Origin of the sequence: Streptomyces sp. 8N114 (assembly GCF_052245835.1) — a bacterium.
Taxonomy (GTDB): Bacteria; Actinomycetota; Actinomycetes; order Streptomycetales; family Streptomycetaceae; genus Streptomyces.
On record NZ_JBQQBT010000009.1, the window covers coordinates 77,262 to 95,411 of the forward strand.

Annotated in this window: 17 protein-coding genes and 1 pseudogene; 12 read left to right on the plus strand and 6 right to left on the minus strand. The window is 70.4% G+C overall.

Going from position 1 to position 18,150, the window contains the following annotated elements; all coding sequences use genetic code 11:
- Positions 1-21: 21 nt before the first annotated feature.
- The 5 genes from uraD (at position 22) to ACTWQF_RS20530 (ending at position 5,028) form a co-directional block, all read left to right on the plus strand.
- Entirely contained in the window at positions 22-540 is a 519-nt protein-coding gene (uraD, locus tag ACTWQF_RS20510; RefSeq protein ID WP_443281046.1) for a 2-oxo-4-hydroxy-4-carboxy-5-ureidoimidazoline decarboxylase, read from the plus strand.
- Positions 537-989, plus strand: coding sequence for a hydroxyisourate hydrolase (locus ACTWQF_RS20515; protein ID WP_443281047.1), 453 nt, complete (start codon positions 537-539; stop codon positions 987-989). Before uraD ends, ACTWQF_RS20515 begins: the two co-directional genes overlap by 4 nt.
- A 4-nt stretch (positions 990-993) precedes the next feature.
- Positions 994-1,929: a factor-independent urate hydroxylase gene (pucL, locus tag ACTWQF_RS20520; RefSeq protein WP_443281048.1), complete on the plus strand. Its 936-nt coding sequence runs from the start codon at positions 994-996 to the stop codon at positions 1,927-1,929.
- A 25-nt stretch (positions 1,930-1,954) separates the two neighbouring features.
- Positions 1,955-3,349, plus strand: coding sequence for an 8-oxoguanine deaminase (locus ACTWQF_RS20525; RefSeq protein WP_443281049.1), 1,395 nt, complete (start codon positions 1,955-1,957; stop codon positions 3,347-3,349).
- A 200-nt stretch (positions 3,350-3,549) separates the two neighbouring features.
- A complete protein-coding gene (locus tag ACTWQF_RS20530) occupies positions 3,550-5,028 on the plus strand; it encodes a nucleobase:cation symporter-2 family protein (protein ID WP_443281050.1) in 1,479 nt (492 codons plus the stop codon).
- Between the two features lie 87 nt (positions 5,029-5,115).
- Here the strand turns inward: ACTWQF_RS20530 and ACTWQF_RS20535 are convergent, their stop codons facing one another.
- A complete protein-coding gene (locus tag ACTWQF_RS20535) occupies positions 5,116-5,811 on the minus strand; it encodes a helix-turn-helix domain-containing protein (protein WP_443281051.1) in 696 nt (231 codons plus the stop codon).
- Positions 5,812-5,900: 89 nt separating this feature from the next.
- The gene (locus ACTWQF_RS20540; protein WP_443281052.1) at positions 5,901-6,797 is read right to left on the minus strand and encodes an NAD(P)-dependent oxidoreductase; all 897 of its coding nucleotides are present in this window, start codon (positions 6,795-6,797) and stop codon (positions 5,901-5,903) included.
- Positions 6,798-6,909: 112 nt separating this feature from the next.
- Here ACTWQF_RS20540 and ACTWQF_RS20545 point away from each other — a divergent pair, with 112 nt between their 5' ends.
- Positions 6,910-7,230, plus strand: a complete 321-nt coding sequence (locus ACTWQF_RS20545; protein ID WP_443281053.1) for a winged helix-turn-helix transcriptional regulator — start codon at positions 6,910-6,912, stop codon at positions 7,228-7,230.
- 104 nt (positions 7,231-7,334) lie between these two features.
- Here the strand turns inward: ACTWQF_RS20545 and ACTWQF_RS20550 are convergent, their stop codons facing one another.
- Positions 7,335-7,805 carry a GNAT family N-acetyltransferase gene (locus ACTWQF_RS20550; RefSeq protein WP_443281054.1) on the minus strand — a complete coding sequence of 157 codons (471 nt, stop codon included), beginning with the start codon at positions 7,803-7,805 and terminating at the stop codon, positions 7,335-7,337.
- A 158-nt stretch (positions 7,806-7,963) separates the two neighbouring features.
- On the opposite strand from ACTWQF_RS20550, the pseudogene ACTWQF_RS20555 reads away from it, so the two are divergent.
- Together ACTWQF_RS20555 and ACTWQF_RS20560 are read left to right on the plus strand one after the other, a co-directional pair.
- Positions 7,964-8,170 (plus strand): annotated as a pseudogene (locus ACTWQF_RS20555) (YfcC family protein); the annotation flags it as partial.
- Positions 8,171-8,406: 236 nt separating this feature from the next.
- On the plus strand, positions 8,407-9,075 hold the full coding sequence (locus tag ACTWQF_RS20560; RefSeq protein WP_443281055.1) for a GOLPH3/VPS74 family protein: 669 nt from the start codon (positions 8,407-8,409) through the stop codon (positions 9,073-9,075).
- 215 nt (positions 9,076-9,290) lie between these two features.
- Here ACTWQF_RS20560 and aceB read toward each other — a convergent pair whose 3' ends face one another.
- Complete coding sequence (gene aceB, locus ACTWQF_RS20565; protein WP_443281056.1) at positions 9,291-10,919, minus strand: malate synthase A; 1,629 nt, start codon at positions 10,917-10,919, stop codon at positions 9,291-9,293.
- 285 nt (positions 10,920-11,204) lie between these two features.
- Positions 11,205-11,831 carry a nucleotidyltransferase family protein gene (locus tag ACTWQF_RS20570; RefSeq protein ID WP_443281057.1) on the minus strand — a complete coding sequence of 209 codons (627 nt, stop codon included), beginning with the start codon at positions 11,829-11,831 and terminating at the stop codon, positions 11,205-11,207.
- Positions 11,832-12,041: 210 nt separating this feature from the next.
- On the opposite strand from ACTWQF_RS20570, the gene ACTWQF_RS20575 reads away from it, so the two are divergent.
- Complete coding sequence (locus tag ACTWQF_RS20575; RefSeq protein WP_443281058.1) at positions 12,042-12,377, plus strand: DUF5955 family protein; 336 nt, start codon at positions 12,042-12,044, stop codon at positions 12,375-12,377.
- A 61-nt stretch (positions 12,378-12,438) separates the two neighbouring features.
- Complete coding sequence (locus tag ACTWQF_RS20580; RefSeq protein ID WP_443281059.1) at positions 12,439-14,241, plus strand: serine/threonine-protein kinase; 1,803 nt, start codon at positions 12,439-12,441, stop codon at positions 14,239-14,241.
- A 206-nt stretch (positions 14,242-14,447) separates the two neighbouring features.
- Here ACTWQF_RS20580 and ACTWQF_RS20585 read toward each other — a convergent pair whose 3' ends face one another.
- Positions 14,448-15,251, minus strand: a complete 804-nt coding sequence (locus tag ACTWQF_RS20585) for an IclR family transcriptional regulator (RefSeq protein WP_443281060.1) — start codon at positions 15,249-15,251, stop codon at positions 14,448-14,450.
- Between the two features lie 340 nt (positions 15,252-15,591).
- Here ACTWQF_RS20585 and allB point away from each other — a divergent pair, with 340 nt between their 5' ends.
- Positions 15,592-16,935, plus strand: a complete 1,344-nt coding sequence (gene allB, locus ACTWQF_RS20590; RefSeq protein WP_443281061.1) for an allantoinase AllB — start codon at positions 15,592-15,594, stop codon at positions 16,933-16,935.
- The gene (gene alc / locus ACTWQF_RS20595) at positions 16,932-18,065 is read left to right on the plus strand and encodes an allantoicase (RefSeq protein ID WP_443281062.1); all 1,134 of its coding nucleotides are present in this window, start codon (positions 16,932-16,934) and stop codon (positions 18,063-18,065) included. Before allB ends, alc begins: the two co-directional genes overlap by 4 nt.
- Positions 18,066-18,150 lie beyond the last annotated feature (85 nt).

The window sequence follows — 18,150 nt, forward strand, 5'->3', positions numbered from 1 at the left end:
CACCACGGCCACGGAGGTCCCGTGACTTCGCGCTCGACGCCAGGTCTCACCTGGTTCAACTCCGCAGCGGACGCCGAGGCGCGCGCCGCGCTCCATGAAGTGTGCGCCGCCCGCGGCTGGGGGAACGCGCTGCTCGCCCAGCGTCCGTACGACAGCGTCGATGCCCTCTTCGCCGTGAGTGACGAGGCCACCGCAGCCCTCACCGACGAAGGGCTGGACGAGGCCATGTCCGGGCACCCGCCCATCGGCCGGCCGAAGCCCGGCGACCCGACCTCGGCCCGCGAACAGCGGGGCATGGCGGGCGCCTCCGAAGAGCTGAAGGCCGAAATGCTCGAACTGAACCTGGCATATCAGGAAAAGTTCGGGCATGTCTTTCTGATCTGCGCCACCGGCAAAAGCGCCGCGGAGATGAGGGACGCCGTTCGTCACCGGATCGACAACACCCCGCAACAGGAGCGGGAGATCGTGCGGCGGGAGCTGGCGAAGATCAACCGCCTGAGGCTCACCCGCCTCGCGGAAGAAGGGGGCCCCACGGCATGAGCGACGCGACGAGCACTTCGGTGTCCACGCACATCCTGGACACCAGCCGCGGCCGCCCGGCCGCCGGGGTCGGCGTACGGCTGTCCGTACGCCAGGGTGACGAGCAGGCCGCATGGGTTGCGCACGGGGCGTCGAAGACCGACGCCGACGGGCGCTGCAAGGACTTTCCGGCGCTACCGGAAGGCACCACCCACGTACAGCTGTGGTTCGAGACGGAGCCGTATTTCGCGGCGCCGGACTCCTCGGACCAGCACGTGGCAGAGCACAGTTCGAATCCGCGCAGCCAGCGCGAAGCCGCGGAACAGCAGGACGCCCCCCGCGTAAGGGACAGCGCACCAGGCAGCTTCTTTCCCGAGGTCACCATCGTCTTCGCGGTGCACCCGGGCGAGCACTACCACGTGCCGCTGCTGCTCAACCCGTTCGGCTACTCCGTGTACCGAGGGAGCTGACACCATGCCCACGATTCTCGGCCAGAACCAGTACGGCAAGGCGGAGAACCGCGTCGTCAAGATCACGCGGGACGGCGACACTCACCACATCAAGGACCTCAACGTCTCCGTCGCCCTCAGCGGCGACCTGGACGACGTCCACTACTCCGGATCCAACGCCCACGTCCTGCCGACCGACACCACCAAGAACACCGTGTTCGCCTTCGCCAAGGAGCACGGCATCGAGTCGGCCGAGGCGTTCGGCATCCTGCTCGCCCGGCACTTCGTGGAGAGCTGCGAGCCGATCGGCAGGGCGCGCATCCGTATCGAGGAGTACGACTGGGAGCGCATCGAGACCTCCGACGCCAACTCCAAGTTCATCGGCGCCGACGAGGTCAAGCACTCCTTCGTACGCAAGGGCCAGGAGATACGCACCGCGCAGATCACCTTCGACGGTGAGAGCGTCGAGGTGCTGTCCGGGCTGAAGGAGCTGACGGTTCTCAACTCCACCAACTCGGAGTTCTGGGGCTACATCAAGGACCGCTACACCACCCTCCAGGAAGACTACGACCGCATCCTCGCCACCGAGGTCAGCTCGGTGTGGCGGCACAACTGGACCGGTGCCGAGGGGGAGCGGACGCCCAACTGGGACAAGTCCTACGCCCAGACGAAGAAGCACATGCTGCACGCCTTCGCGGAGACGTACTCGCTGTCCCTCCAGCAGACGCTGTACCAGATGGGTTCGCGCGTCATCAACAGCCGGCCCGAGATCGACGAGATCCGCTTCTCGATGCCGAACAAGCACCACTTCAAGGTCGATCTGTCGCCGTTCGACATCAAGAACGACGCAGCTGACGGTGCCGTCTACTACGCGGCCGACCGGCCGTACGGCCTCATCGAGGCCACGGTCCTCCGCGACGGGGCAACCCCGCGCATACCCGTGGACATGACGAACCTCTAGTTCCAGACCCCAAGCGAGGACCCCCATGGCCGACATGGAACACACATCAGGCCGCATCGTCATCGAGAAGTGCGCTATCGCGACCGTCGACGCGGAGGACACCGAGTACGCGACCGGCCACCTGGTCATCAACGGCAACCGGATCGAGTCCCTCGGTCCGGGCGCTGCCCCCGAGGGCCTGGAGAACGTCGGGCGCCGCATCGACGGCACGGGCCATCTCCTCACCCCGGGCCTGATCAACACTCACCACCACTTCTACCAGTGGGTCACCCGCGGCCTGGCCCAGGACGCCAACCTCTTCAACTGGCTCGTCGCCCTCTACCCCACCTGGGCACGGATCGACGAGGAGATGGTCTACGCGGCGGCCCGCGGCTCCCTCGGGATGATGATCCGCGGTGGTGTCACCACCGCGATGGACCACCACTACGTCTTCCCACGCGGTGCCGGTGACCTCCTCGGCGCCGAGATCCGCGCCGCCGCCGAGCTGGGCGTACGCTTCACCGCGGCGCGCGGCTCGATGGACCGCGGAGTCTCGGACGGCGGCCTTCCGCCGGACTTCGCCGTCGAGACCCTCGAGGGCGCTCTCACGGAGACCGAGCGGGCTATCGACACGTACCACGACGCCTCGTTCGGCTCGATGCTGCACATCGCCGCCGCGCCGTGCTCCCCGTTCTCCGTCTCCACCGAACTGATGCGTGAGGCCGCTCAATTGGCCCGCCGCAAGGGCGTACGGCTGCACACACACGGTTCGGAGACGGCGGAGGAGGAGAAGTTCTGCCACGAGCTGTTCGGCATGGGCCCGACCGACTACTTCGAGTCGGTCGGCTGGCTCGGCGAGGACGTGTGGATGGCGCACTGCGTCCATATGACCGACGAGGACATCGCCGCCTTCGCCCGTACCGGTACCGGCGCGGCACACTGCCCCTCGTCCAACGCGCGGCTCGCGGCGGGGATCGCCCGGGTACCGGACATGCTGGACGCGGGCGTACCGGTCGGCCTCGGCGTGGACGGTACGGCGTCCAACGAGTCGGGTGAGCTGCACACCGAACTGCGGAACGCGCTGCTCATCAACCGCCTCGGCCCGCACCGGGAGGACGCGCTGACCGTGCGCAAGGCCCTGCGGCTGGGCACCTACGGCGGCGCCCAAGTGCTGGGCCGCGCCCAGGAGACGGGCTCGCTGGAGGCCGGAAAGCTCGCCGACGTCGTGCTGTGGAAGCTGGACGGCATCGGGCACTCCTCCATCGCCGACCCGGTGGCCGCGCTCGTACTGGGTGCCGCTGCCCCGGTCACCCTCTCCCTCGTCAACGGGCGGCCGGTCGTCGAGGACGGCCATCTGCTCCGTGCCGACGAGGACGAGATCGCGCGCGACGCGCGGGACGAGGCGCGCCGCCTCGCCCGGATCGTGGCGGACGCGGGCTGACCCTGGCCGGTAGGCCCCTTGGACACCGGCCGGGAGGGACGGCTCCCGGCCGGTTCGGCCCCACCCCTCTCCGGACTCCTGTCATGCTCCGGACACTTGGGCGCACTCACACCACGCAACTGATCGCAGCACCACCTTGCACACCGCAACACCTCCGGAAACCGTGTGCCGCACGGCGCCGAAAACGACAGGAGGACCCCGTGGCCAAGACGCCCAGGTTCACCAGGCAAGGAAAGACGGCGGACGGCAGTGAGAGCGAACGGGGCCAGGACTTGCGCGACCCCGCGCAACCCAAGCACCCGGTCGACCAAGGCATGCCGCCGCTGAAGCTTTTCACCACCGGCCTTCAGCATGTGGCCGCGATGTACGCGGGGGTGGTCGCACCGCCGCTCGTCATCGGCGCCGCCGTGGGACTCTCGCCGACCGAACTGACGTTCCTGACCGGCGCCAGCCTCTTCATGGCCGGTATCGCCACCCTGCTGCAGACCCTCGGCTTCTGGAAGATCGGCGCCCGGCTGCCGTTCGTCAACGGGGTCACCTTCGCCACCGTCGCGCCCATGCTGGCGATCAACAAATCCGAGGGACCGGCGGACGCGCTACCCGTCATCTTCGGGGCGACGATGGTCGCCGCCGCGCTCGGCTTCGTCATGGCCCCGTTCTTCAGCAAGCTCGTCCGGTTCTTCCCGCCGGTCGTCACCGGCAGCGTCATCACCCTGATCGGCGTCTCGCTGATGCCCGTCGCCTTCAACTGGGCGCAGGGCGGCAACGACAAGGACCCGCACTACGGCGACTTCGGCAACATCGGCATGGCCGGTGCCACCCTGCTGATCGTGCTGCTGCTGCGCCGGTTCACCACGGGCTTCGTCAAGCAGATAGCCGTGCTGATCGGCCTTGTCGTCGGCACGCTGATAGCGATACCCGTCGGCATTACGGACTTCACGGCGGTGAAGGAAGCCGACATCGTGGGCTTCCCCACCCCCTTCCACTTCGGTGCCCCGCAGTTCGCACTCGCCGCGATCGTCTCCATGTGCGTGGTGATGCTGGTCTCGATGACCGAATCCACCGCCGACATGCTGGCGCTGGGTGAGGTCGTGCAACGCCCCTCCGGCGAGAAGACCATCGCGGCCGGCCTGCGCGCCGACACCCTCGGCTCGTTCGTCAGCCCCTTCTTCAACGGCTTCATGTGCAGCGCCTTCGCGCAGAACATCGGCCTGGTGGCGATGACCCGGATACGCAGCCGCTTCGTGGTCGCCACCGGAGGCGGCATCCTCATCGTCATGGGCCTGTGCCCGCTTGCCGCCAGCCTGATCGCGGCCGTACCGCAGCCGGTGCTGGGCGGGGCCGGGGTCGTCCTGTTCGGCTCCGTCGCCGCCAGCGGTATCCAGACGCTGCTCAAGGCGGACCTCGGCAAGGACAACAACGTACTGATCGTCGGCACGGCGCTGGCCGTCGGCATCATCCCCATCGCGGCGCCGGACTTCTACCACGCGTTCCCCGAGAGCGCGAAGATCATCCTCGACTCCGGTATCTCCACCGGGTGCGTCACCGCGGTCGTCCTCAACCTGGTCTTCAACCACCTCGGTCGCTCCCGCCGCGACGAGGAAGTGGTCGCCCACCCCATGGAACCCGCTGAGGGCATCCCCCACCAGCGCCTTACGGCGAGCCCCGCCGCCGACTGAGGGCACCCCTTGCCCCGCCTGCCCTCGTCCCTCCCTTGTACGGAGGGCGAGGGCAGGCGCCGCAACAGCTTTTGACGGTGGAGAGCGTCAGCCCTCCACGGCTTGCCAGAAGTGGGAGAGGATCTCTTCCAGGAAGGCGCGCCCCGCCTCGCGGGACGCCGCAGAGGCGGGCTGCCCCCAGCCGAGCGACGCGGCGGTCGTGGACTGGTACGCCGCGTTCAGGGCACGCAGCCCCTCAGCGATGTACTCCCGTGGCAGCGGAACCAGCTCGCAGACGGCTCCGACATGTGGCTGCCACCGGGTGGAGGCAGCCTTCCGCAGAAGCTCCGCCAACTCCTCGTCCCGGCCGGTGAACTCGATCAGCGCGGGCACGGGCAGCCGCAGCACCTCGGCCAGCGCTTCGGCCTGCCGCGCGTCCCCGGTCCACTCACCGGTGTCCTCGACGTGGGCGTACTCCTGAGGCGTCATACCGATCTCACGTGCGACATCGGTGTGGGAGACGCCCCGCGCCAGCCGGTACTCGCGCAGCGTCCCGGGGTTGCCCATCAGATCGGCCGCCGAGCACCACAGCGCGCCCGCGAGTGCGGAGAGCTGCTGTTCGTCGGGGGCCGCGATCCCGGCCTCCCACGCCGTGACCGTCCGCGCGTCGATCTCCATGCCGTACGCGGCACGCATCCCGTACGCGACGTCTTCGGGCGACAGCCGCAGCCCTTCGCGCAGTCGCCGTGCGGCTGTGCCGTCGAACGAACTGCCTGCCTGCCCCCGAGACGTGCCGTAGTGCATCGGCACACCGTAAGGAGCAGGACAACCGGCTGCCTACGGTGCGTTCAGCCGAAGCCCAGGATCGTAGAAACCTCTGTCAAAAGGGACCCTCACCGCTGTCGCAACATGTCCACCAGCCCGGCCAGTCCCTCGTCGCCGTATCCGTGCGCGACCCGCTCTCTCATGGACGCCATGAAGGGGGCGAGGAGTTCCCCGCTCACGCCCTGTTCTTCCGCGGTGGTCTCCAGGGTGGCGTTGCCGGCGGACATCATGGCCAGGTTGGAGGCGACTCCCTCCGTGTAGTCGCCGCTCTCCAGCTGATGCGCCATGCCCGCGGACATGTCGGCCATGGCGCGCAGCCAGTCCGTCAGCATCCCGGCGAAGGCCGTGGGCTTCACGTCCTGCTCCGGCCGCATCAGGGCGAAGGCGTGGGTGATCCCGGCGAACATGCCTGTCATGGCGCTGAGCAGTGCCACATCGTGGAGCGCCGCGTGCCCGGGGTCGGTACCGACGTAGCGGGTGCCCACGGGGACGGCCAGCGTGTCGCGGTGCTGCTCGAACAGCGCGTGGTCGCCGCTGTAGAAGACATAACCGCCGGCCTCGGGTATGCCGATCATCGGGGGTACGGCCATGATGCCGCCGTCCAGGAAGCGCGCTCCGCGCTGCCGGGCCCAGCCGGCGCGCTCCCTGGCCTGCGCTGGGGTGCCGGTGGTGAGGTTGACGATGTCCTTGCCGGTCAGCTCGGCCGCCGCCAGCGCCTCGCCGACGGAGGCGTCGTCGAGCAGACAGACGACGACGAGGTCGGCCGCCGCCACCGCCTCCTCGAGCGTCGCCGCCGCCCGTGCGCCCTCGGCGACGAGGGGTTCGGCCTTGGCAGCGGTGCGGTTCCAGACGGTGAGCGGGTGTCCGGCGGCGAGCCACGCGCGGGCCAGCGCCGTGCCCATGTCGCCGAGTCCGAGCAGGGTGAGCGGGGCGGGCTGGGTCGCGGAAGTGTGATCCGTAGTCATGCGCACCAGGCTCGTACCACCCCAGACCATGATCAAGTACGCACTCTTTTGTACGTGGTTACCCTGAGGTGAGTGGTCGGCCGGAGGGCCGCGAAGGGTGGGGGAGGAAGTCGTGACCAGGCGCGGGACGTATGTGTGCGGCATCGACGCCGCGATCGATGTGGTCGGCGGCAAGTGGAAGGTGCTCATCCTGTGGGCGCTTGCGCAGCAGTCGTGCCGCTTCGGTGAACTCCGCCGAGGCATCCCCGGGGTCACCGAGAAGGTCCTGGCCTCACATCTGCGCGAGTTGGAGGCGGACGGGATCGTCTGCCACGAGGAGTCGTACGAGGGCGCGGTGCGGCGTGTGACGTACGCGTTGACGCCGCTCGGTGTCTCCCTCAACGAGGCGCTGGCCCCGCTCGGTGCGTGGGGGAGAGAGCATCTGCTGAGCTGAACAGACTGCTGAGCAGGGGGTGCCCCTGGCCGGCGTCCGCAGGCTGCGGGTGGGTTATGGCTGAGCGCGCAGTTCCCCGCGCCCCTTCGGGGCGCGCCCGCGCTTCAGGCGCCGAGTGCCTTCAGGGCGTCGTCCGTCAGGCGGTAGACCGTCCACTCGTCCTGGGGGCGGGCGCCGAGCGCCTCGTAGAAGGCGATGGAGGGGGCGTTCCAGTTGAGGACCGACCACTCCAGGCGCTCGTAGCCGCGCTCGACGCACAGCCGGGCGAGCTGAGTGAGCAGTGCCTTGCCGTAGCCGCCGCCGCGGGCCGCGGGGCGTACATACAGGTCCTCGAGATAGATGCCGTGCACCCCGCGCCAGGTGGAGAAGTTGAGGAACCACAGTGCGAAGCCCACCGGGTTGCCGTCCGTGTCCTCGGCCAGATGCGCGTACGCGGCCGGGCGCTCGCCGAACAGTGCCTCGTGCAACTGCTCCTCGGTCGCCCGCGCCGCCTCCGGCTCCCGCTCGTACTCGGCGAGCTCGCGGATCATGGCGTGGATGACGGGGACATCGGCGGGGGCTGCGCTGCGAATCATGCCCAAAGCATATGCGGAGCGTCCGAAGGGGAGCGGGCACTGTGCTGCCCGGCCTTATCGGCAACTGCCCATTATGCTGCGGTTCGCCCTATAGCTGACCGAGGAAGGGGCGCGCGGCATGCCGACCGAGGCCGAGTCCCCGAGAGGCTGAGCAGCAGCGCGGTTTCACCTTCCCCAGCGCGCTCACGGTGCTGGTGATCGTCACGCTGCTCATCTGGGTGGTGGCGTTCTTCGTCCCCTCCGGCAGCTACGAGCGCGGGGCCGACGGCGCCCCCCGGCAGGGCACCTACCACCACGAGCCCTCCGGACTCAGCCTGCTGGACCGCTTCACCGACCTGTTCCTCTCCCCGGTGAACGGTCTCTACGTTCGATCTCGCGCAGTGCGGCGCCCTTGATAGGAATCACCTCCCTCCAGGGAGGTGAGCGGAAGTCAAGACCGGTGTCTGCGCTTCACGGTCCCGCTGCTCGGCATCCTCGCGCTGCTGATCACGGATTTCGTCGCGCTGGGCGCGGTGTTGACGTAGCGTGCGAGCAGGTTTGCCCCGTTCGAACGTGGGCAGCGGAATCCGGATGAGTACGGGGACGCGTTGAAGGGGGACTCATGCCGGTCACATTGGGTGAGGAAGTGACGCTGCTGGCGCTGGAGGACGACTCCGGCGCCGCCAAAAGCCGTTCCGCCGCGGGGTGGGCCGTCGCGGGCGGCATCCTGCTGGACCTGACGCTGGCCGGGCGCGTGGCCGTCACCGACGGCCGGCTCACCGTGACCGATCCCACGCCGACGGGCGACGCGCTGCTGGACGGCCGCCTGGCGAAGATCGCCGAATGGTCCGGGCGCGACTCCAAGAGCAAGGTCGGCGACTGGCTCGCCAAGGACCAGTCCAAGGCGCTCGACGCCGCCGTTGAGTGCCTCTGCGAACGGGGCATCGTCACCGAGCACAAGCACCGGACGCTCGGCATCTTCACCACCCGCCGCTACCCCGAGGTGGACGGCTCGGCCGAGCACGAGCTACGGCACCGGCTGGAGGACGTCGTCCGCTACGGCGCGGAGCCGGACGAGCGCACCACCGGGCTGATCGCCCTGCTGCACGCCGCCCGGCTCCACGAGGTGGCTTTCCCCGGTGTCCCCCGCAAACAGGTGGCCCCGCGGATGGAGGCCATCGCCGAGGGTCAGTGGGTCACCGAGGACATCCGCGCGGCCATCAAGAACATGGAGGCCGTCCTCGTCGCCGTCATGACCGCCACCACGGCGTCAGCGGTGGTCACCATGTGAGGGCCCTCCGTTGTTCCGGTGAGGGGGTGCCCCTGCCCGGCGCTTGGGGGCTGCGGGTTCGGTGTGGCTCGTGGGGGCACCTCCCGGCCGGAGTCCCCCAGCCTCCGACCGGGAGGTACCCCCAGGGGGAGCAGTTCCCCGCGCCCCTTACTAGGCGCAGCCCCCTTGCCGGGTACGGGCGGTGACAGAGGGCCGCTCCGTCACCGCCCGTCGGCTCAGCCGCGCAGCTGCTCGTACGCCGGAGTGGTCAGGAAGTCCTCGTACGTCTCGTCGAGAGCCACTCGCAGCAGCAGGTCGTGGGCCTCCTGCCAGCGGCCCGCCGCGAAGGCGTCCTCGCCGATCTCCTCGCGGATCGCCGCGAGTTCGTCGGCCGCGACCTGCCGCGCCAGCTCGGCGGTGACCTGCTGACCGGTGTCCAGGACGACGCCCGCGTTGATCCACTGCCAGATCTGGGAGCGGGAGATCTCCGCCGTCGCCGCGTCCTCCATCAGGTTGAAGATGGCCACCGCGCCCAGGCCGCGCAGCCACGCCTCGATGTAGCGGATGCCCACCTGGACGGCGTTGCGCAGGCCCTCGAAGGTCGGACGGGCCTCCAGCGAGTCGACGGCGATCAGGTCGGCGGCCTTGACGTCGACGTCCTCGCGCAGCCGCCCCTTCTGGTTCGGACGCTCGCCCAGTACGGCGTCGAACGACGCCTTGGCGACGGGCACCAGGTCCGGGTGCGCCACCCAGGAGCCGTCGAAGCCGTCCCGGGCCTCCCGGTCCTTGTCGGCCCGGACCTTCTCGAAGGCGACCTCGTTGACCTTCGCGTCCTTACGGGACGGGATGAACGCGGCCATGCCGCCGATGGCGTGGGCGCCGCGCTTGTGGCAGGTGCGCACCAGCAGCTCGGTGTAGGCGCGCATGAACGGTGCGGTCATCGTCACCGCGTTGCGGTCGGGCAGCACGAAACGGGAGCCCGCGTCACGGAAGTTCTTGACGATGGAGAAGAGGTAGTCCCAGCGGCCCGCGTTCAGCCCGGCGGCATGGTCGCGCAGCTCATAGAGGATCTCCTCCATCTCGTAGGCCGCGGTGATCGTCTCGATCAGGACGGTGGCGCGGACGGTGCCCTGCGGGATGCCGCAGTAGTCCTGCGCGAAGACGAACACCTCGTTCCACAGCCGCGCTTCCCGGTGCGACTCGGTCTTGGGCAGATAGAAGTACGGGCCCTTGCCCAGGGCGAGCAGCCGCTGCGCGTTGTGGAAGAAGTAGAGCCCGAAGTCGACCAGCGCGCCGGGCACCGGCTTCCCGTCGCAGACCAGGTGCCGCTCGTCCATGTGCCAGCCGCGCGGCCGGACCACGACCGTGGCCAGCTCCTCGGCGGGGCGCAGCGCGTAGCTCTTGCCGGTGCGCTCGTCGGTGAAGTCGATGCGCCGCTCGTAGGCGTCGGTCAGATTGAGCTGGCCGCCGATCACGTTCTCCCAGGTGGGCGCCGAGGCGTCCTCGAAGTCGGCGAGCCACACCTTCGCGCCGGAGTTGAGGGCGTTGATCGTCATCTTCCGGTCGGTGGGTCCGGTGATCTCGACCCTGCGGTCCAGCAGCGCGGGCGGGCAGTCGGCCACCTTCCAGTCGCCCTCCCGCACATGTGCGGTCTCCGGGAGGAAGTCCAGCGTGCTCGTACGCGCGATCTCGGCGCGCTTCTCGGCACGGCGCGTGAGCAGCTCGTCCCGGCGCGGGGTGAACCTGCGGTGCAGTGCGGCGACGAACTCGAGCGCGGCACCGGTCAGAACCTCGTCCTGCCTCTCGGGCCGCTGCCCGGGGTCGACGCCGACGATTTCCAGCGGGGAGGGCGCTGGTGCGGACATGGTGGGTCACTCCTTCGACGAGCGGTGATCTGCGGCCGCCGGGCGATGTGCGGCGCGAGGCGGCACCGGGTGCCGCGTGCCGCGCCGGGCGCGCGGAACGCGGGCATGAGCACCATCGGGACAGGAAGGTGCTTCTGATCAGTGGAGATTAGTTTCCTCATAGTGGAACTTCAAGAGTTTGTTGACGTCGAGATATCTCTCACGCCGATCCACCCCCGGAACCGCCCCTTCCACTGTCCTCGGGTGCCACCCCACGCCATCCGTGAACCCGGCTCCCTCCGGCGCCTACCGCAGTCGGTGGAGGTCCTCCGGGGTGTCGATGTCGGCGGGGTCGGCGATGTCCGCGCACTCGACGAGCGTCAACTCGCCGCGCCGCTCGCGCAGATAGCCGCGCGCCCCCGCATCCGCCTGTGCGCTGCGGGCGACACCCTCCCAGTGCGCGGTGCCCAGCAGCACGGGGTGGCCGCGGCGCCCGTCGTACGTCGCGGCGGCGAGGGTGGCGGGGGAGCGGTACGCCGCCCGCACCCTGGCCACGGCCTCCGCACCGATGCCGGGCTGGTCCACCAGGGACACCAGGACGGCCTCCGCGCCGGAGACGGCCTCCAGCCCGGCTCGCAGCGAACTCCCCATCCCCTCAGCCCAGTCCGGGTTGTCGACCAGTACGCAGCCGGGCAGCCGCGCGGTCTCCCGTACCTGCTCAGCAGCCGCGCCCAGGACGACGTATACCGGCGTGCATCCGCCCTCCCGCAGGATGCGCACCGCATGCTCCACGAGTGGTCGCTCCGCATACCGCAGCAGAGCCTTGGGGCGGCCCCCCAGTCGCCGCCCGCCGCCGGCGGCCAGCAGCAGCCCGGCCACACGGGGGGCCGTACCACGCGCGTAGCCCTCGGATGTCTGTTCCCTCTGCGCCATACGTCCATGGATATCGCACGTAAGGGGGAGGCCAACCTTCATCCTTGGGGACGATCATCGTAAAGGCACCCTGAAATCTCGCATTCCGTGTGGCGCCACACGCGTAGAGTGGCGTTTACTGTCGGAATCTCCGACAGGAGCGCCAACTCCTTGGAGGAAAGCGGTAATCCCGCGCTCCGCGGCGCGGGACATCCCATGTGGGGGGAGAACGTGCGAAGCGAGACAGTGGGGCAACGGCGGACGGTGGCCGCCGGGTACGACACCGGTGCCGACCCGCGCATCGAAGCGCTGGGCCGCGCCGTGCACCGGATGCGGCGCGCGCTCGACGCGCACCCCGCCGAGCTGCGTGACCGCCGCGAGGCCGAGCGGGAGTTGGAGGCACTTGCCGCATCGGTCCGCTCCGGAGCACCCTCGGCGGAAGAGCTGCGGCACTCGCTGTTGCTGCTCGTCGCCGCCGTCGGCTCGGTGAGCGCCCTCGCGCTGTCGCTCGCCGGCGTCCGTGAGGCCGTTGAGCTCTTCGGTACCGGCCCGCGCCCGACGAGCTGATCGCTTCCCGGTACTGTCTGGTCGTCCTGACGGGCGACGACGATATCGGGGGCACCGGTTCATGACTGACGGAGCGGCAGCGGAAATCTTCACTCCACTCGCGGAGGACGATCCCACGTCGGTCGCCGGGTACCGGCTGGCGGCCCGGCTCGGTGCGGGCGGGATGGGCAAGGTCTACCTCTCCTACACCCCGGGCGGGCGTCCCGTCGCCATCAAGGTGATCCGTCCCGAGTTCGGTGAGGATCCGGAGTTCCGGCGCCGTTTCCAGCAGGAGGTTCGGGCTGCCGAGCGGGTGCAGGGCCTCTACACCGCGCCGGTGATCGACGCCGACACGGAGGGCCCGCATCCCTGGCTGGCCACCGCCTACGTGCCCGGTCCCTCGGTCGCCGAGGCGGTCGCCGCGAACGGACCGCTGCCGGTGGTCACCGTGCTGTTCCTGGTCGCCGGGATCGCCGAGGCCCTCCAGGTCATCCACAAGGCGGGCATCGTCCACCGGGATCTGAAGCCCTCCAATGTGCTGCTCGCGGACGACGGGCCGCGCGTCATCGACTTCGGCATCGCCCGTGCCGCCGACGCCACTTCGCTGACCAGCAGCGGGGTCACCATCGGCACCCCCTCGTTCATGGCGCCCGAACAGGCGGAGGGGCAGCGGATCACCGGGGCCACCGACATCTTCGCGCTGGGCCAGATCGCGGCGTACGCGGCGCAGGGCACCCCGGCGTTCGGCGAGGGCACCTCGCACGGTGTGCTCTACCGGATCGTCCACGCCGAGCCGGCACTGGACGGGGTCCCGCAAGAGCTGCGCGAACTGGTCACCCGCTGTCTGGCCAAGGCACCGGAGGACCGGCCGGGGCTCGATGACATCCTGCGGATGTGCCAGACGGCCTCCGGCGACACCCAGCTGCGGCGCCCCGGGGACTGGCTGCCGTCCGCCGTGGCCGCGGACATCTCCCACCGCGCGGCGGCGCCCGCACCGGCGCAGACCCCCACTCAGACCGCTGAGGGACCGGGCCCGACCCGGCCCGCGACCCAGGTCTCGGGGCCCGAGGGCGGCGCCGGAACGGCCCCGCTGACCGCTCAGGTGCCGCCCTCGCCCCAGTCGGCCGGGCCGCAGACCCCGCCCCCGGCGCCGCCGCTCGCCGCGGCGCCCACCATGGCGGCCCGGCCGGTGGGCCCGCAGCACCCCACGCCGCCGCCCGGGGGCGCATACCGGCCGGTCGGTCACTTCCAGCACGGCCCGGCGGGCCCGGCAGGCCCGTACGGACCGGTCCACCCGCGCCAGCTGCCGCCGCGCCGCAGATGGGACCGGGGCAAGACGATCGCGGCCGTGGTCGTGGGGGTGATCGTGCTCTTCTGGGGCAGCGCCTATCTGATCGGAAGCGACAAGGACTCCGGCTCCGACAGCTCCTCGGGCGGCTCCCAGGCGGCGGGCAAGGGCGGGAAGAAGCCGAACCCCAAGCCCGCGGTGAACAAGGGCATCAACCTGCCGGAAGGCTACTTCCTGGCCATGGCCGACAAACCGCTCAAGCCCCGGAAGCTGGGAAGCGGCGGGGTGGTCTCGGAGCTGACGTACCAGAACATCAACGTCGGCGGTGGGCACCTCGGCATCGACGAGCCCAATGGCAAGCTCGCCCTCCTCAACAACGCGCAGAAGGGCACACTCAAGGCGTGCCGTGCCGAGACGAGGTTCACCGATGAGGTCAAACTGAGCCGGCTCGCGCCCGGCTCCCGGCTCTGTCTCCAGACGAGCTCCGGGCACCTCGCCCTGGTCACCTACCGCGGCCACGCCCCAGCGGGAGATCCCAGCGACTACGTCAAGCTCGACGTCACGGTCTGGCGCAACGCGGTCCCCTCAGAGGGCTGATCCCGGACATCGCGGCCAGGGCGTGGACGCGCCCCGTAAGGGGCGCGGGGAACTGCTCCCCCTGGGGGTACCTCCCGGCCGGAGGCTGGGGGACTCCGGCCGGGAGGTACCCCCACCAGCCACAACACAAGCCGCAGCCCGCACGCTCCGGGCAGGGGCACCCCCTCCCCGGAGCACGGAAGAGGCGCCGCAACAAGCGCGTTCGGTTACTGGGCGCCGGTGGCAAGCGCCGCCGACAAGTCGGCGGCGACCTCGTGCATGAGGGGGACGAACTTGTCCGTGGCCGCATCGGTGACGCGGCCGGCCGGGCCGGAGATGGAGATCGCGGCGGCGGTGGGGGAGTCGGGCACGGAGACGGCGATGCAGCGCACGCCGATCTCCTGCTCGTTGTCGTCGGTGGCGTACCCCGCCTCGCGTACGTGCGCGAGCGCCTCCAGGAAGCCCTCCGGGGTGGTGATCGTCTTCTCGGTGGCGGCGGGCATACCGGTCCGGCTGAGCAGCGCGCGGACCTGGTCGTCCGGGGTATGCGCGAGCAGTGCCTTGCCCACTCCCGTGGAGTGCGGCAGCACCCGGCGGCCGACCTCGGTGAACATCCGCATCGAGTGCCGGGAGGGCACCTGCGCGACGTAGACGATCTCGTCGCCGTCGAGCAGCGCCATGTTCGCCGTCTCGCCGGTCTCCTCGACGAGCCGGGCCAGGTAGGGGCGGGCCCAGGTGCCCAGCAGCCGGGCCGCGCTCTCGCCGAGCCGGATGAGGCGGGGGCCGAGCGCGTAGCGGCGGTTGGGCTGCTGGCGTACGTAACCGCAGGAGACGAGGGTGCGCATCAGCCGGTGGATGGTGGGCAGCGGCAGCCCGCTGGCGGCCGAGAGCTCGCTGAGCCCGACCTCGCCCCCGGCGTCGGCCATCCGCTCCAGCAGGTCGAAGGCCCGCTCGAGGGACTGCACCCCGCCGGATGCGGCAGGGGCTGTGGCAGCCTGGGGGGTGGTTGTGTGCTCTGCGGACGGCGGCACGTCGCGTTCCTTTCCTGGCCTGCGGTCAGGCGCATGGTATCGAGGGCGGGGGGCCCAGGGACTGTCTCCCGAGAGTTCGCCCTACTCGTACACGCCCCGGCGCGGACGCCGGTTTCCTGCTGCGTCTTTCCTGCTGGTCGCGCGCCTTGCGAGGCGCTCTGTGTCGCGCCGATTTTCTTCTGTATGGCGAAAGCTTAGTTTCATTTTGTGGAGTTCTCCAGGGGTGAACCCTTGACTGGCTCTCCCGGGCGCACGAAGATTCGATGCAGCCGAACCTTTCAACAGAAAGTTGAAAGGGCTGATGGAGCTGGAAAGCTCGCAGAGCTGAAGGAGGTCGGTTGTGTCCGACGTGCGGCTCGTCCTGCGCTCACGGCGCGTCCTCACCCCCGAAGGAGAGCGACCGGCAACCGTCACGGTCGACGGTGCAGGCCGGATCGAGGCGGTATTGGCGTACGACGCGGAGCTGCCACCCGGGGCGGCTCTGGAGGATGTCGGCGAGGACGCGCTGCTGCCCGGCCTGGTCGACACCCACGTCCACGTCAACGATCCGGGCCGCGCCGAGTGGGAGGGCTTCTGGACGGCCACCCGCGCCGCGGCGGCGGGCGGCATCACCACGCTCGTCGACATGCCGCTCAACTCCCTCCCGCCGACCACCACCGCCGAGAATCTGCGCATCAAGCGCGAGGTCGCCGGGCCCAAGGCACACGTGGACGTCGGCTTCTGGGGCGGCGCCATCCCCGGGAACGTCGCCGAGCTGCGGCCCCTGCACGAGGCGGGCGTCTTCGGCTTCAAGTGCTTCCTCTCCCCTTCCGGGGTGGACGAGTTCCCCGAGCTCGACCGTGCGCAGCTGTCCGCCGCCATGGCGGAGATCGCCTCCTTCGACGGACTGCTGATCGTGCACGCCGAGGACCCGGGGCGGCTCGCCGCGGCGCCGCAGATGGGCGGCCCCGCCTACGCCGACTTCCTCGCCTCCCGCCCCCGGTCGGCCGAGAACGATGCCATCGCCCTGCTGATCGAGCTGGCCGCCGCGCACGGCACCCGCGTGCACGTACTGCACCTCTCCTCCAGTGACGCGCTGCCGGTACTGGCCAAGGCCCGCGCCGACGGGCTCCGTATCACCGCCGAGACCTGCCCGCACTTCCTCACCCTCACCGCCGAGGAAGTCCCCGACGGCGCCACCGAGTTCAAATGCTGCCCGCCCATCCGGGAGCAGGAGAACCGGGACGCGCTGTGGCAGGGCCTGGCCGACGGCACCCTCGACTGCGTCGTCTCCGACCACTCGCCCTGCACCACCGACCTGAAGACGCCCGACTTCGGCACCGCATGGGGCGGGATCTCCTCCCTCCAGCTCGGTCTGCCCGCCGTCTGGACCGAGGCTCGCCGCCGCGGGCTGCCCCTCACCGACGTCGCCCGCTGGATGGCGGAGGCGCCGGCGCGGCTGGCCGGGCTCCAGGGCAAGGGCGCCATCGCGCCGGGCTTCGACGCCGACTTCGCGGTCCTCGCTCCCGAGGAGACCTTCACCGTGGACCCGGCCCGCCTCCACCACCGCAACCAGGTGACCGCCTACGCGGGCAAGACCCTGCACGGCGTCGTCCGCTCCGCGTGGCTGCGCGGCGAACGCGTCGCCGACCACGGGGTTCCCACCGGCAAGACCGGACGACTCATCGAAAGGAAGACCGCATGACAGCGGCGCAGACCGCAGGTATACCCAGCTACACCGGCGACGCCGAGCCCTATCAGGGCGGCGACACCTACGCCGACTACCGCGCGCCGCAGGCCGGGTTCCCCTTCGCCCACCTCCCGGACCTGGCCGACCGCAGGCTGGGCGCCACTGTCATCGCCGCCAACGACGAGTTCTTCGCCGAGCGGGAGAACCTGCTCAACCCCGAGCGCGCCGAGTTCCACCCGCACGCCTTCCAGCACAAGGGCAAGGTCATGGACGGCTGGGAGACCCGCCGCCGCCGCGGGGCCTCCGGCGGGACCCCGCACCCGACCGACGACGAGCACGACTGGGCGCTGGTCAAACTCGGCGCCCCCGGCGTGATCCGCGGCCTGGTCGTGGACACCGCGCACTTCCGCGGCAACTACCCGCCGTCCGTCTCCGTCGAGGCCACCTCCGTACCCGGCGCACCCTCCCCCGAGGAGCTGCTGGCCGACGACGTGAAGTGGACGACGCTCGTCCCCCGTACCCCCGTCGGCGGCCACGCGGCCAACGGCTTCGTCGTCACCGAGGAGCGCCGCTTCACCCACCTGCGGCTGCGCCAGTACCCCGACGGCGGCATCGCCCGGCTGCGGGTGTACGGCGAGGTGGTGGCCGACCCCGAGTGGCTGACCGCGCTGGGCACCTTCGACCTGGTGGCGCTGGAGAACGGCGGGCTGGCCGAGGACGCCTCGGACCGCTTCTTCTCGCCGCCGGTCAACAGCATCCTGCCGGGCCGTTCGCAGAAGATGGACGAGGGCTGGGAGACCCGCCGCCGCCGCGACAAGGGCCACGACTGGGTCAGCTACGTACTCGCCGGGCAGGGCCGCATCCGTGCCGTCGAGGTCGACACCGCCTGCTACCGGGGCAACGCCGCGGGCTGGGTGGCCCTCGTGGGGAAGGACGGCGAGACGGGGGAGTGGACCGAACTCCTGCCCCGCACCCGGCTCCAGCCCGACACCATCCACCGCTTCCTGCTGACCGACGCACCGCCGGTCACCCATGTGCGGATGGACATCTACCCGGACGGTGCGGTGGCCCGCCTGCGCCTGCACGGCTCCCTCACCGACGAGGGCACCCGCCGACTGCGGGCCCGCCACGCCGAGTTGAGCTGACGTCATCGGTTCCGGAGGGGCCGCGCCGCACCGCGGCCCCTCCGGTTCTCCGGTTCACGGAGGCGTGAACGACCGGCAAAATTCC

What these genes read in the sequence shown, in the direction of transcription:
- pucL (WP_443281048.1), top strand. Translation starts at nt 994, where the DNA reads ATGCCCACGATTCTCGGCCAGAACCAGTACGGCAAGGCGGAGAACCGC.
- ACTWQF_RS20550 (WP_443281054.1), bottom strand. Translation starts at nt 7,805, where the DNA reads ATGATTCGCAGCGCAGCCCCCGCCGATGTCCCCGTCATCCACGCCATG.
- ACTWQF_RS20580 (WP_443281059.1), top strand. Translation starts at nt 12,439, where the DNA reads ATGACTGACGGAGCGGCAGCGGAAATCTTCACTCCACTCGCGGAGGAC.
- ACTWQF_RS20570 (WP_443281057.1), bottom strand. Translation starts at nt 11,831, where the DNA reads ATGGCGCAGAGGGAACAGACATCCGAGGGCTACGCGCGTGGTACGGCC.
- ACTWQF_RS20515 (WP_443281047.1), top strand. Translation starts at nt 537, where the DNA reads ATGAGCGACGCGACGAGCACTTCGGTGTCCACGCACATCCTGGACACC.
- ACTWQF_RS20540 (WP_443281052.1), bottom strand. Translation starts at nt 6,797, where the DNA reads ATGACTACGGATCACACTTCCGCGACCCAGCCCGCCCCGCTCACCCTG.
- ACTWQF_RS20535 (WP_443281051.1), bottom strand. Translation starts at nt 5,811, where the DNA reads ATGCACTACGGCACGTCTCGGGGGCAGGCAGGCAGTTCGTTCGACGGC.
- alc (WP_443281062.1), top strand. Translation starts at nt 16,932, where the DNA reads ATGACAGCGGCGCAGACCGCAGGTATACCCAGCTACACCGGCGACGCC.
- ACTWQF_RS20525 (WP_443281049.1), top strand. Translation starts at nt 1,955, where the DNA reads ATGGCCGACATGGAACACACATCAGGCCGCATCGTCATCGAGAAGTGC.
- aceB (WP_443281056.1), bottom strand. Translation starts at nt 10,919, where the DNA reads ATGTCCGCACCAGCGCCCTCCCCGCTGGAAATCGTCGGCGTCGACCCC.
- ACTWQF_RS20560 (WP_443281055.1), top strand. Translation starts at nt 8,407, where the DNA reads ATGCCGGTCACATTGGGTGAGGAAGTGACGCTGCTGGCGCTGGAGGAC.